14 protein-coding genes and 2 pseudogenes are annotated in these 12,144 nt (G+C 57.5%); 4 read left to right on the top strand and 12 right to left on the bottom strand.

What is annotated here, in order from left to right; translation table 11 throughout:
- The first annotated feature begins 45 nt into the window (after positions 1–45).
- Positions 46–342 carry a DUF3144 domain-containing protein gene (locus tag JTY93_RS17755; protein WP_205478253.1) on the top strand — a complete coding sequence of 99 codons (297 nt, stop codon included), beginning with the start codon at positions 46–48 and terminating at the stop codon, positions 340–342.
- Positions 343–382: 40 nt separating this feature from the next.
- Here the strand turns inward: JTY93_RS17755 and JTY93_RS17750 are convergent, their stop codons facing one another.
- The 6 genes and pseudogenes from JTY93_RS17750 to JTY93_RS17730 form a co-directional block, all read right to left on the bottom strand.
- Entirely contained in the window at positions 383–1,009 is a 627-nt protein-coding gene (locus tag JTY93_RS17750) for a glutathione S-transferase family protein (protein ID WP_205478254.1), read from the bottom strand.
- 69 nt (positions 1,010–1,078) lie between these two features.
- The gene (locus JTY93_RS17745) at positions 1,079–1,246 is read right to left on the bottom strand and encodes a DUF2986 domain-containing protein (RefSeq protein ID WP_205478255.1); all 168 of its coding nucleotides are present in this window, start codon (positions 1,244–1,246) and stop codon (positions 1,079–1,081) included.
- Between the two features lie 335 nt (positions 1,247–1,581).
- A complete protein-coding gene (locus JTY93_RS17740) occupies positions 1,582–2,841 on the bottom strand; it encodes a hypothetical protein (protein WP_205478256.1) in 1,260 nt (419 codons plus the stop codon).
- A gap of 59 nt (positions 2,842–2,900) precedes the next feature.
- A pseudogene (locus JTY93_RS17735) lies at positions 2,901–3,257 on the bottom strand (MOSC domain-containing protein); the annotation flags it as partial.
- A gap of 128 nt (positions 3,258–3,385) precedes the next feature.
- A pseudogene (locus tag JTY93_RS29175) lies at positions 3,386–3,544 on the bottom strand (FAD-binding oxidoreductase); the annotation flags it as partial.
- A 127-nt stretch (positions 3,545–3,671) separates the two neighbouring features.
- The gene (locus JTY93_RS17730) at positions 3,672–4,556 is read right to left on the bottom strand and encodes a LysR family transcriptional regulator (protein ID WP_205478258.1); all 885 of its coding nucleotides are present in this window, start codon (positions 4,554–4,556) and stop codon (positions 3,672–3,674) included.
- 114 nt (positions 4,557–4,670) lie between these two features.
- Between JTY93_RS17730 and argC the strand changes: the two genes are divergently transcribed.
- Positions 4,671–5,600 carry an N-acetyl-gamma-glutamyl-phosphate reductase gene (argC, locus tag JTY93_RS17725; protein WP_169992361.1) on the top strand — a complete coding sequence of 310 codons (930 nt, stop codon included), beginning with the start codon at positions 4,671–4,673 and terminating at the stop codon, positions 5,598–5,600.
- 260 nt (positions 5,601–5,860) lie between these two features.
- On the opposite strand, the gene JTY93_RS17720 is transcribed toward argC, so the two are convergent.
- Positions 5,861–6,517, bottom strand: coding sequence for a hypothetical protein (locus tag JTY93_RS17720; RefSeq protein ID WP_240357224.1), 657 nt, complete (start codon positions 6,515–6,517; stop codon positions 5,861–5,863).
- 1 nt (position 6,518) lies between these two features.
- Between JTY93_RS17720 and JTY93_RS17715 the strand changes: the two genes are divergently transcribed.
- A complete protein-coding gene (locus JTY93_RS17715) occupies positions 6,519–7,547 on the top strand; it encodes an IS30-like element ISShes10 family transposase (RefSeq protein ID WP_011711660.1) in 1,029 nt (342 codons plus the stop codon).
- An 11-nt stretch (positions 7,548–7,558) separates the two neighbouring features.
- On the opposite strand, the gene JTY93_RS17710 is transcribed toward JTY93_RS17715, so the two are convergent.
- The 4 genes from JTY93_RS17710 to JTY93_RS17695 all read right to left on the bottom strand — a co-directional run bounded on the left by JTY93_RS17710 (position 7,559) and on the right by JTY93_RS17695 (position 10,366).
- Positions 7,559–7,792 (bottom strand): hypothetical protein, encoded by a 234-nt coding sequence (locus tag JTY93_RS17710; RefSeq protein WP_205480954.1) that lies wholly within the window; start codon positions 7,790–7,792, stop codon positions 7,559–7,561.
- Positions 7,793–7,861: 69 nt separating this feature from the next.
- Positions 7,862–8,311, bottom strand: coding sequence for a hypothetical protein (locus JTY93_RS17705; RefSeq protein ID WP_205480952.1), 450 nt, complete (start codon positions 8,309–8,311; stop codon positions 7,862–7,864).
- 528 nt (positions 8,312–8,839) lie between these two features.
- Positions 8,840–9,409 (bottom strand): DJ-1/PfpI family protein, encoded by a 570-nt coding sequence (locus JTY93_RS17700; RefSeq protein ID WP_205518890.1) that lies wholly within the window; start codon positions 9,407–9,409, stop codon positions 8,840–8,842.
- Positions 9,410–9,757: 348 nt separating this feature from the next.
- On the bottom strand, positions 9,758–10,366 hold the full coding sequence (locus tag JTY93_RS17695; protein ID WP_205477111.1) for a hypothetical protein: 609 nt from the start codon (positions 10,364–10,366) through the stop codon (positions 9,758–9,760).
- Between the two features lie 304 nt (positions 10,367–10,670).
- Between JTY93_RS17695 and JTY93_RS17690 the strand changes: the two genes are divergently transcribed.
- Positions 10,671–10,904 carry a hypothetical protein gene (locus tag JTY93_RS17690; protein ID WP_169877465.1) on the top strand — a complete coding sequence of 78 codons (234 nt, stop codon included), beginning with the start codon at positions 10,671–10,673 and terminating at the stop codon, positions 10,902–10,904.
- Positions 10,905–10,919: 15 nt separating this feature from the next.
- Here JTY93_RS17690 and chrA read toward each other — a convergent pair whose 3' ends face one another.
- Positions 10,920–12,110 carry a chromate efflux transporter gene (gene chrA / locus JTY93_RS17685; RefSeq protein ID WP_205477110.1) on the bottom strand — a complete coding sequence of 397 codons (1,191 nt, stop codon included), beginning with the start codon at positions 12,108–12,110 and terminating at the stop codon, positions 10,920–10,922.
- Positions 12,111–12,144 lie beyond the last annotated feature (34 nt).

Below are 12,144 nucleotides of genomic sequence, written 5' to 3'. Positions count from 1 at the left end.
CGCGAATGCTTCAATGACTCCCTTATCCAACCCAGGTGTTCCACCATGCCAGACGCTACAGACCAAGCCTTCTACGACCGCGCCGACGCGCATATCGAGCTGTCGAACGAGCAACTGAAAACCCTCGAGAACCTTGGCCAGGTCAGCGCCTCGATGATGTTCGGCACGACACGTTTCAATGCCTGGGCGAGTGCGCGCAACTTCAAGACCGGCGCCGAAATGGCCGAGTCGCGCGAAGCGCTGCTGAAGTACTTCTGTGAGCAGTACCGGATGATGCTCGAAGACAATCTGGATGATCACATCAACAACTTCAGCCAGTACATGACGGCCCCCGGCGGCTGACCGTCATTTAAGGGTGGGCGTTTACTCAATTCCCGTCTGCTTACTTGGCAAACGCATATTCCCCACCCTGTTCCAGCGCCTTGCGATAGGCAGGCCGGGCCTGGAACCGCTGGACCCACGCCGCGAGGTTCGGGTACGCCTGCAACTTGCCCTGGGCCTTGGCGATTTCGCCAATAAAGCTCATCTGGATATCGGCGCCGCTCAGTTCCTCACCCAGCAGGTAGGGCGACTGCGCCAGGGCGTTGTTCAGGTAACCCAGGTAATTGGCCAGTTCCGACTCGATCCGCGGATGCAATGGCGCACCGGCTTCACCCAGGCGGCCGACATACAGGTTGAGCATCAGCGGCAGCATTGCCGAGCCTTCGGCGAAGTGCAGCCATTGTACGTAGGTGTCGTAGGCGTCTGTGCTGGGGTCTGGTTGCAGGCGACCCTGGCCATGGCGACGGATCAGGTAGTCGACAATGGCGCCGGACTCGATCACCACACGTGAGCCATCTTCAAGCACCGGCGATTTGCCCAGCGCATTGATCGCCTTGAGCTCGGGTGGTGCAAGGTTGGTTTTCGGGTCGCGCTGGTAGCACTTGAGCGCGTAGGGCAGGCCGAGTTCTTCTAGCAGCCAGAGAATGCGCTGCGAACGTGAGTTGTTGAGGTGGTGAACAATCATCATGGGAAGCTCCGCCGGGCGAGAATGGGGTGTCTGGGAACAGACTGCTGCGCTGGCGTAGAGTGCCCTGAATCAGCTTGGCGTGTCAGGGGAAATCGGTGTGTCCTGGGCAGGTTCGGCTTCCAGTTTCAAACGGTCGGCCTTGCTGATGTACTTGTCCTTGCTCTTGGGGGCCAATTTGGCATTGGCCTTTTTGGCGTTGGCTTTCAAAATCTGATTGAGTTTCTTACGACGGTTCATGCTTTCTACTCAGCGCGTTAATGCCTGGATGATATCAGTATGGCGAGCGGGCTCGCGCTGCCATTTATCAGGCTCTGTGGCGAGCGGGCTTGCCCTAATGCCGTTCAGTTAAGCGGATTCTGCTTTCTGTAGGAGCGAGGGGGACGCCTAGTTCTGCTCGCGAAGGACGTCAACGATAACGCGTGTTTGCTAGGTAAACGCGGCGCTCTCAAGTTCTTCGCGAGCAAGAACTAGGCGTCCCCCTCGCTCCTACAAAAAGGCTTAACTGAACGGCATTAGGGCAAGCCCGCTCGCCACAGGTCATCACCCTAGCTACAGATCGGTTGGGCTCTGGGTTAACGCACGACATCCAGCGCGGTGTATTCATACACGTAATGGATTTTGTCCGACGTTGACTCCAAGGTCATGGCAAGCCCCAAGTCCTCGATAAACGCGCGCGTGGTTTTATAGTCGCCCTGGTCGCACTCCAGTTTGATCGCGTCGCCCGTCAAGCTGGCAAACACCTGCCGCGCTGGAAAGCGTTGGCCCACCACGCAGTTCAAGGGCGTGATGCGGGATGTGTCGGTCGGCTTGGCCGGCACATCAGCCATGGTCATGCGTGCGCTCAGCGTTTGGCCTGGGGTCCAGGTTGGCGGAATATCCAGTGCGATTTCGTGGGTCAGCAGTACGCGCCCATCGCCTATGCCATTCATCTTCGACTTCAACTGGATCAGGTCGGCCTGGGTGAGGCGGTCGACGTTGAAGCGCTCGCTGTAGATCTCCTTCTTCTTCAGCAAGCCACCCTGGGCGGTGAACGTCTCGGAAACCGGGCTATCCTTGCTGCCGTCATCCTTGGTGGACTGGGACGTGTAGGTCAGCGTCTTGAACTTCGGTTGCAGCAGCGGCGAATCAAGGCGTTGGAGCACGCTGGTCGGCACCTGGACATCGTCGATATGAGTTTCGGCCACGGTTCGAGGATAGTCAGCCGGCGCGATGTCCGGACGCAAACGGGCGAGCAATGCTCCGTCCACGCCACCCTGCAGCGAACAACTGACCCGCGACTGCGTGCCTTGCTTGCCTTCCGGCTCGACCAGCAGCACCCGCTCTACCCGCCGCGTGCCGGGCGCGGAGCCGGGTTGGGGCGCCATGGCCTGCCACTGGTCGCCGACCTTGAGCTCGCTGCGAACATACACTGGGCTGTTTTTTTGCAACGCCCCAGGTTGTTCCAGCAGCGGCGCGATGTGCTTGGCCACCTCCTCGACACCGCCTTCAACCACAAAGCCCCAGTAATAGTAGAGCCCCAATTTGCCGAGGTCGGTGCTCTCGTCGAAGTAGGACAACAGCTTCAAGCCGGCAATCGGCGGTGCGCTGACGAGCACTGAATTTTCCTCGCCGCTGGCGCGATTTTTAACCGCGATCCACGTGCTGTTCTTCTCCCGCACCAGCGGCGCATAGGCCTGCCAGGCGTCGCCGTGGGCGTGCAAGCTATTGAAGAAACGGGCGTCACAGTGGGTGAACGCCTTGAGCGTGTCGGTCAAGGCGGCGTCGTTGGCATGGGCCAGTGACGGCAGCAGCAGGGTAGAGGCGAGCAGCAGCGTAGACGTGGGCAACTTCATTGGCAGGGATGTCCTTATCGGCGTAGGGGCGGGGCATTATCCAGATATTTATTGGCCAGGGACACCTCGAGCAATGCCGTACCGACCTGAATCCGATCGCCCAGGCAGACGTCATGCTCGCTCCAGCCGGTGGTCCTGAAGTTCTCGCCAAAGGCCCCTGGCTGCCTCAGCAAGGGATGAGCGCCCAATTCGTCGGCCCAACGGGCGTAGTGCTCAAGCGGGTAGTGGTGAATGGCTTTTTCCACCCCGCCATGCACGCGCAGGTCGCCCTGTTCGTCGCCGTGAAGGCCCAGGGTGGAGACCTTCAGTTGGCCCTGTTGCGGCTGTTTATCGATGGCGCTCTGGGAGCCTGGGCGGGTGAATGGCTGCACGCGACCGGTGAGCAAGGTGTCGAGGCGGATAGTGGGCAGACTCATGCAGGGACCTCCGGTGTTTGATGTTCACGACAGATCAACGCGGGTGGCGAGCGCCGGCTGCTTGAAAGCGGCCCGGAAGGCGTTCGCGTGCTGCACAGCGAACTGATCTTCAAGAATGCCGTGTTGCCCTAGGTGGCAGGGCAACGGACAAATCGATCAGGACGGCATGGACCAAGCGCAGAGGGTGCCTTGCCGTCGATGATCTCTTCGCTGGCAAGACGTCCCACCACCGCCGCCAACATCACCCCGGGGTGCATGGCACACACGTACACACCGCCCACCTGTGGGCGCCTGCAATGCCGAGCGCGGTCGCTGGGTTTCTCCGTCTAGCGTGCCGATGCCCGTGGGGTTTTACCCATCGGTCATAGTCAATACTTCACCAGCTCATACAACTGCCTGAGCGACAACATTGCTCTAGCCCGCACTCAACCCCCACAACACATCCAGCACATGTTGCGTCGGCCGCTCGACGTCCCCACCACGGTGGGCAATACCGAGTTCACGCCACAACAAGGGCTGTAATGGCCGCATGACGATCCTGGTATCGGGCAATGGCGTGGAGGCTTCATGGGGCAACAGCGTCGCGCCATAACCGGCCGCTACCAGGCTTTTGATCGCATCGTTGTAGTTCAGTTGGATGCGCGGCGTGGGCTGTCGTCCATCACTGGCGAACCACTCCGAGGTCAAGCGCGAAAGCCGAGTGGTGTTGTCATTCAGAATCAATGGCTGAGCGGCCAGCCAACCCGGGTTCACCACATCCGGGCAATCCCAGCGTGCCGGCAAGAAAGCCATGACCGGGTCCCGCCGCCAGGGCTCGATCCGCAATCCCTTCACCGGGGTCTGTGGCAGCGCGACCAGACCGATCTCCAAAGAGCCCTCGGCAAGCTTCTTCAATGTTTCCTGCGACGTGAGCACCGCGACCTGCACATCGATAGCGGGATGGCGTTGGCTCAATGTCTCCAACGCTTGCGGCATCAACTGTGCGATCGCCCCGGTGGAGGCACCCAGCCGCACACGCCCGGCCAAGCCCTGCACCTGACGCTCCACGTCCTCAAGTGCTTGCTCTGCATCCGCCAACAGGCGCCGCGCGCGCTCTACCAGTGTTTCTCCAATCGCCGACGGCTGAATGCGCCCACGCGTGCGCGACAACAGCTTGCCGCCAACCCGCGACTCGAGGTCGGCGATATGCAAACTGACCGTGGGCGGCGCGAGGTGTAGCACACGGGCCGCCTCGGCAAACGAACCCAGGTCGGCAATGGCCACCAATGTGCGCAGGCGGTCCAGGCTGATTTCGCGCATGAATCATTCCTTGTTCAGAAAAACTGAATTTCATCGTTTGGAAATTCAACTTTTCCTATCTTAGCCTCGGATGGAAGATCGGAGCTCCTGATTTCCTATGTGCGAGAGCATTCCATGGCAAGCCCCCTTGTATTCATCGACGGCGACCAAGGCACCACCGGGTTGCAAATCCATCAACGTTTAAGAGGCAGGACCGATCTGCGGCTCATCACGCTCAGCCCCGAACACCGCAAGGATCCGCAACGTCGTGCCGAAATCATCAACGCCTGCGACATCGCGATTCTCTGCTTGCCCGACCAAGCTGCACGCGACGCTGTAGCGAGCATCGAAAACCCCGCGGTTCGGGTGATCGATGCGAGTTCGGCGCACCGCACTCATCCAGACTGGACCTATGGTTTTGCCGAGATGGACGCGCAACAGGCCCAACGCATCGCCACGGCGCGGCGGGTCAGCAATCCCGGTTGCTATCCCACGGGGGCGATAGGGCTGCTGCGCCCATTGCTGGAAGCCGGGTTACTACCCAGGGATTTCCCGACGAACATTCATGCGGTGTCGGGCTATTCCGGAAAAGGGCGCGCTGGAGTGCAAGAGCATGAGGGCGAGGGCGCATCACAGGCACCGGCGTTTCAGGTGTACGGTCTGGGGCTGGCACACAAACATATTCCGGAGATTCAGCAGCAAAGCGGCTTGATGGAACGGCCGATGTTTGTGCCGGCCTATGGGGCTTTTCGGCAGGGGATCGTGCTGACCATACCGTTGCAACTTCGGTTATTGGCGCCGGGCGTGGATGCGGCGCGGCTGCATGCGTGCCTTTCGCAGCACTACATCGATGCAGACCATGTACAGGTGATGTCGATGCAGGAGGCGAAAGGGCTGACGCACCTTGATCCTCAGGCGCTTAACGGGACTGATAGTTTGCGATTGGTGGTGTGTGCAAATGATGAAACGGGGCAGGTTGTGTTGGCTGCAGTGTTTGACAATCTCGGGAAGGGAGCCGCTGGAGCGGCGGTGCAGAATCTGGATCTGATGGTTGCAGGAACATGACGCCGACTACCCACCGGTTCTCGAGTCTACGGCTCGAATGTTCGAGCGGTTGTTCCTCTCTGCCCAGGGGCTGGCATTGACGGCATTAAACCCATAGAAAAGCAGTGCGCAATCGAATCAAGCTAGGGGTTGAATGGTCGTTCATGACGGGTGGCAATCGGCCATTAGCCGACATTCACGAAAGACGGCTTTCGACCCAGAGTGTGTAAAAACGCTTCGTCATTGATCCGTGCAGCGACACATTGGTTGCTTTGGACTGGTCAGATCGTCGAAAGAGCAGTCGCTTTTTCTAAGACGGCTTGTAACATCTGCTCCGGTGATTGTTCCTTGTTGAAGAAGCTCGGGGACAATTTATCAGAGTCGTTTTCAGTCGATTGCCTGAGCAGGGCGAGCGGCCCCGATTGACCTAACTGCTCTTGGTAAAGACTTTTTATACTGTCCCTAAAGCCATCAGGGTATGCCGCTTTCTCGACCCCTGGAAGATCATCGAAATAGTCCATGATGCCTTTGAAGATTTCACTATTGTCACCGCCGTTCGTTATATTGGCGTACAACTTGGAAAAATATGTTTCATCCTGCTTACTAAGCTCCCCATAAGCGGCATATCGTTCTGCATCCGTATAGGTTCCTGAATCATCATAAACAATATTGCTTAGCCCGTTTCGGGCCATACCTTCAAATGGGTTTGGAAGTTTTTCTGGGGGGAGCTTAGACAGCCCAACTGCGTAATCTAGTGACTGCTGACCTAACGCCAAACGGGCAGAGTCGTCTGTTTTGGGAAGTAGATCCTCATTATTAAAATTTCCACCAGCAATCCGCTGCCCGAAATTGTACATATCGCTCTGACCTTTCGCATATTGTCCGGCGGCCGCAAAAACTGAGTGCAACACCTGACCTTTCCGGTACGGTGCTGCCACTATGTCCTATCACGAACTCAGTATCCCCGAACGTGCGACCCTTCAACTCGGCCTTGCCCAAGGTTTCAGCCAGCGGCGAATTGCCCGGATGCTCGGCCGCTCCCCCTCGACCATCAGCCGGGAGCTGCGCCGCAACCGGGCCCCTGGCACCCGCTACCAGGCCTGTGCTGCCCAGCAGCAGATGCAGGTCCGCCGCCAGGTCTGCAGGCCTCAGTGCAAGCTGCTGCCGGGCAGTGAGCGCTTCGAGCTGGTCGTCCATATGCTGCGTGAGGGTTTGTCTCCCGAGCAGATTGCCGGCAAGCTGCGCAGCATGAACATACCCAGCCTCAGAGAGGCCTACGTCTGCCGCGAGACGATCTATAACGCGATCTACGCCCTGCCGGTCGGTGGCCTGCGCAAGGAGCTGATCATCTGCCTGCGCCAGGGCAAGACGAGTCGCAGGCCGCGCTCTGGCGGCGTCGATCGGCGCGGCCAGATCCCTGAAATGCTCAGCATCCACGTGCGCCCGCCGGAGGTCGAAGACCGGCTGATGCCAGGCCATTGGGAGGGCGACCTGATCAAGGGCAAGGCCAATGCCTCGGCGGTGGGCACCTTGGTGGAGCGTACCAGCGGCTACCTGATGCTGATCAAGATGGCCGACGCGACGGCGACCTCGGCGCTGGAGGGCTTCAGTGCGGCGCTCAATGGCATGCCGCTGGCGGTGCGCAAGAGCATGACCTACGACCAGGGCCGGGAGATGGCGCGGCACGCCGAGATCACCCAGCGGACCGGGGTGGCGATCTACTTCTGCGACCCGCACAGCCCCTGGCAACGCGGCAGCAATGAGAACATCAATGGACTGATCCGCCAGTACCTGCCCAAGGGCACGGACTTGTCGGTGCATAGTCAGGAAGCCCTGGACGCCATCGCTTTGCAACTGAATATGCGACCGCGCAAACGCTTCGACTTCAAATGCCCGATCGAGGTGATGGGCGAAGTGATGCAAGAAGCCGTGGTGATGCGGCATGATGCTCCCGCTTCAATTCAATAACCGTGTTGCACTCAGATCCTGCAACCGCCTCCTTTTAAATCCCTATTGGACATAGAGGCTTGTTTGTCATCAGCATTACTTAATGCGTACAGTGCCCGTGCAGAATCGGAGATTGTGACGGTCTCGGTCGTCTTGAGGGCGGCATCCCCTGAAGGTAAATGTACAGGGTTGGACGAAGGAAGCTTCTCTTGTGTAGAAAGCTTTGCCTGTGTACTTGCTTGATACGATTTGATCGAAATATCCATGGTGATACTCCATGCGCTGAAGATAGCTCGAGAGCTATCTTCAGCTAGGGTGCCTATACAAATGTCGGATTATTTTATTTCAAATTCGACAGTGTAGTTATAGGGAGGCGCCGATTGAATTGCTGTGATATTGGCATTGCAAGTAGCCTTATCGGAACCAGTGCTAGTGCCCATTTTAGTCCAGCTAGGAGCTTTAGTCGTTGGATTGACCTGGTGGCTTGCTGCAAAACGACATTTCTTATTACCTGAAGTATAGACGAATCGCATTCCTGAAACCGTATCCGCGACACTGGTCAGGGCAAATGTCGTCGTTGCAGAAGGCAGAATCGTACTTGGGGTGGGGGCTACACTCCCAGAAAAGTACTCGAAAGTGTACGCGGCTGGACCGGTCGTAGAGTTCTTCACCTTCACGGTGACGATTGTGCCTGCTTGGACAGATGCAATCATAGAGGCGAATAAAGTTGCTGCCCCGAACAGTTTAGCGAATCTCATAAATATCCATTTAATTTTGATAGTCACTATAACTCTTGTCCTTCCGCATCGTCTTGTATAGAAAAAACAGCAAGACTCAACCTTTATAGCGGCAGGTAACCAGAATTCTTTAAGCCGAGGGTTGCTGTTTTTAACACATCGGATGAGTAAAGATTTCACAACCTGCAGGAACTAACACATATCCAGCCTGCAACCCTTCAATTTCAATAGCTTGCGCAGTGGTCCTTGTTGCCGCTACCGGTTATCTACACAGGTTGAGTTACTAATTTTCGCCATTACCCGTCGGCACACTATGCTCGGCTCGTTTCGTTAGAAAGATGACCGCCTGTCGACGCGCAGAGGTTGCTGGCACGATTCAGCCAATGATTTCTATGTCTTCGGTCTCCCACCAGCGCTGACGTGCCTAAAACACTTTCCAATGTGTGATAGTGAGAAGAGGCCAGTCGGATAGGCCAGCGGTCTGGACCCAAAGCTGACGGCGGTGAAAGGCAGGAATCGGCCATGAGCGGCCACTCGAACACATCACCTAACCGGCTGTTTTGTAGGACGACGCAGTCACCGATGTTCCGCTGCCAACATTGTTCTGAATTGAGAAGTGGCCTCGGAAGATAGCCCGGCGGCTTCGAACACTGCGCAGGTGAAGCTAACGGGTGCAGGGCCTGGAGCAGTTATGATGCGGTCTGCAACCACAGCTACTGGGCTGCTTCGATAGAGCGTGCGCCCGTCATAACCCATGGCATTCTGTTGCAGGAAGTCGGCGCTGTTCGATGTATGAGGAACGGTGTCGAGAAGGCTGGCCCTGGCAAGTGCCAGCGTTCCCCCACAGATACCGGCAACTGTCGCTCCACTTGCACGACTAGCATGAAGAAACTCCCGAATATCAGGTGCTTCTGCACCTTCCCAGACCATTCCTCCAATCACGACTACAACGTCCGGTTTCCAGTCCAGACATTGTTGCAAACTGCTCTCGACCGTTACCGCCAATCCACCCTGCGAGCGAAACTGCCCCGTAGCAGAAGCGAAAAACCTGACATCGATCCCGTAAAACGGAGACGCAGTTCCAGCAATGAAAGCGTATTCCCAGTCCGCAAAACCGGGTGTCAGTATCAATCCCACACGTGCCATCAGTCAGAATCCTCCATGAATGCCAATAACATATGGCGACAACACACATACATCAAGGGCAGCTATGGGTCGATTGCTGCCGGTCAAGCGCAAGGTCAACGGCTTTATCGGTGATGGATTGGAACTACTAATCCTGCAGGCCTTGTATTGATTAACCTACAGAGCCAACCTGAAACCTGCGTACCACTTTCGTACCAACACTGCTCCATGCAGTGACGCCCCCGTCACGATAGGCGGCAATCGGCCAAAAACAGACGTTCAGACGAGGGCCGCCTCCAGCCAATAACCGTCATTGTGGAGGTCTTTAATCAACGCAAAGCTGACACCTCGTGCGGGGCCAAGATTTCGTTAAAGTTTCAATTTGCTTAGAGGCAGAATTTTCGTTTGATCATCGTTTAAGTCCCATAAAGTACAGAAAATGGCTTCGCCTTGGACTGAGATGATGTGGCGTTTCAAAAAGGTTTTCAAATCGTCTAGGTCTTTCCACAATATTGCGGTCTTTTCAGCACCGAAAGCCTCCGAACCGCCGTAAATATATGGATTCGCCTCATGAAGCCAAGCATGTAGCCGTTGGTAAACTTCAGCAATTTGATCGTGACTGAGGCGATTCACAGGTATGCCTTCGACGACAATCGCGAGCCCATCTGCGCGCTCTTGCTCGGTTGCCGAACGGATTTCGCTTGGGCTTGGAAGAGTATCAAATCCCTTAGATTTCAGATTCTTGAATATCTTTTCAGCGTTCCACTGTTTTTTGGCATCGCGAGGTATCTGCTGAGCGCCGTGCTCAATTGCGATAAGGCACGCATACGCAATCCCTTCGACTATTTTTCGTCCCTGGAACGCGGCTGATTCTGCGCGGGTGAAATACTCGCCTTCCGAGATACGAAGTAGATCTATAACGTCAAATCGAGCGCGTATCCGCTGCATCAGGTTGTGATACATCTGAACCGAGTTCATCTGTTCTCCGCATTTTTGATTAATCAGCCGATTTTGCTAGGTTATCACCGTGCCCGATAGGACCATGCTGCAGTAGTTCGTGCGACATTGAGATTTACCCCCCCTGCATGTCCGCTCCTGGCCGATTACTGCCGGTGACAACCAACTGAAAAATCACCAAAAGCTGCCCCCTCATCCCCATACCGGTCTACCATGCCACCCCGACAGTGGCCAAACACGCTATCGGCTCCCAAGCCCTCATGGTATCGCCAATGACCACGTTATCGCGCAACACCCCATCCCCAACCTTATTTGAGGTATCGCAATGAGCATCGACCAGATCAGCCTGCCCAAAGGCGTAGGCCCGCATGCAGCCAAGTTGCTGGATGCAATCACCGGTGCCAGCACCCTTGAAGACCTGAACCGCGCAGGCGGTAAGGCTGAGGGGTTTGTGTTGGGGCTGGAGTCCACCAAGGCTATTAAAAGCCCAATCGCCGAGTCGTTGTATGTGGCTTACGACGATGCGGCGAGTCATCGGGCGGGTGAGTTGAAGGGCTAACGGTGGCTGTGCTTTTTACATCGTCAGGCTAAATAGCCATCCCAGTACGCCGCTTCCTATCACCACCAGCCACGGCGGCAGCTTCCAGAGCATCAGCGCCAGCAGGGCAATCAACGCCAGGCCCAGGTCTTGTACGCTGAATATCGCACTGGTCCATACCGGTCGGTACAGCGCCGCCAGCAGCAACCCCACCACGGCAGCATTCACACCGGCCAGCGCGGCCTGTGTGCGTGGGCTTTGGCGTAGGTTTTCCCAGAAGGGCAAGACGCCCAATACCAGTAAAAACGACGGTGTGAAGATCGCCAGCAAGGCGATCAGGCCACCCCACCATGAGTTGATGGCGGCGCCGAGGAAGGCGGCGAAGGTGAACAGCGGGCCGGGCACGGCTTGAGCGGCGCCGTAGCCGGCGAGAAATACGTCGTTGCTCACCCATTGACGCGGCACCACTTCGGCCTGCAGCAACGGCAGTACCACGTGGCCTCCGCCGAATACCAGCGAGCCAGTGCGGTAGAACGCGTCTATCAGGGCCAGGTCGGGCAGTGCCTGGGCGAGGAGCGGTAGGCCTGCCAGTAATATCAGGAACAATGTCAGCCACATCGCGCCGGTGCTACGGCGGATCGGGATGGGCAGGGGGTCGTGGGCGCTGCCGCACACAGGTTTGAAGAGCAACAGGCCAACCACACCTGCGCAGGCAATGATGGCCACCTGGGCCCAGGCAAAGGGAAGCAGCAGGGTGGCGGCGGTCGCCAGTAGCATCAGGCTGATGCGGCCCGCGCTGCGGCACAGGTTGCGCGCCATGCCCCATACCGCCTGGGCGACCACGGCCACGGCCACCACTTTGAGGCCGTGCAGCGCGCCAGCCGGGATGGCTGAGCTGTGCTGGGTAAGGCCCAGGGCAAACAGAATCAAGAGCAAGGCCGACGGCAAGGTAAAACCGACCCAGGCCGCTACTGCGCCGCCGTAGCCCGCGCGTGCCAGGCCCAGGGCGATGCCGACCTGGCTGCTGGCCGGGCCGGGGAGGAATTGGCAGAGGGCGACCAGATCCCCATAGCTGCGCTCGCTCAGCCAGCGGCGTCGGGTGACGAACTCGTCGCGAAAGTAACCCAGGTGCGCAATAGGGCCGCCGAAGGAGGTTAGGCCCAGGCGCAGGAAGATCAGGAAAACTGACCAGATGCTGCTGCGATGATCACTTGGAGGGTGGGCCAAGGTTGCGTTCTCTGGGGCGGATGAGCGGGGGGCA

The organism is Pseudomonas hygromyciniae (assembly GCF_016925675.1).
Classification (GTDB): Bacteria; Pseudomonadota; Gammaproteobacteria; order Pseudomonadales; family Pseudomonadaceae; genus Aquipseudomonas; species Aquipseudomonas hygromyciniae.
Note: the sequence above shows the minus strand (reverse complement) of the source record. Positions and strands in the feature narration are given on the sequence as shown.

Bases quoted from the DNA above. Each gene is read 5' to 3' on its own strand.
- JTY93_RS17745 (WP_205478255.1), bottom strand. From the start codon at position 1,246: ATGAACCGTCGTAAGAAACTCAATCAGATTTTGAAAGCCAACGCCAAA.
- JTY93_RS17690 (WP_169877465.1), top strand. From the start codon at position 10,671: ATGAGCATCGACCAGATCAGCCTGCCCAAAGGCGTAGGCCCGCATGCA.
- JTY93_RS17710 (WP_205480954.1), bottom strand. From the start codon at position 7,792: ATGGATATTTCGATCAAATCGTATCAAGCAAGTACACAGGCAAAGCTT.
- JTY93_RS17730 (WP_205478258.1), bottom strand. From the start codon at position 4,556: ATGCGCGAAATCAGCCTGGACCGCCTGCGCACATTGGTGGCCATTGCC.
- JTY93_RS17740 (WP_205478256.1), bottom strand. From the start codon at position 2,841: ATGAAGTTGCCCACGTCTACGCTGCTGCTCGCCTCTACCCTGCTGCTG.
- argC (WP_169992361.1), top strand. From the start codon at position 4,671: ATGGCAAGCCCCCTTGTATTCATCGACGGCGACCAAGGCACCACCGGG.
- JTY93_RS17695 (WP_205477111.1), bottom strand. From the start codon at position 10,366: ATGAACTCGGTTCAGATGTATCACAACCTGATGCAGCGGATACGCGCT.
- JTY93_RS17750 (WP_205478254.1), bottom strand. From the start codon at position 1,009: ATGATGATTGTTCACCACCTCAACAACTCACGTTCGCAGCGCATTCTC.
- JTY93_RS17755 (WP_205478253.1), top strand. From the start codon at position 46: ATGCCAGACGCTACAGACCAAGCCTTCTACGACCGCGCCGACGCGCAT.
- JTY93_RS17715 (WP_011711660.1), top strand. From the start codon at position 6,519: ATGTCCTATCACGAACTCAGTATCCCCGAACGTGCGACCCTTCAACTC.
- JTY93_RS17700 (WP_205518890.1), bottom strand. From the start codon at position 9,409: ATGGCACGTGTGGGATTGATACTGACACCCGGTTTTGCGGACTGGGAA.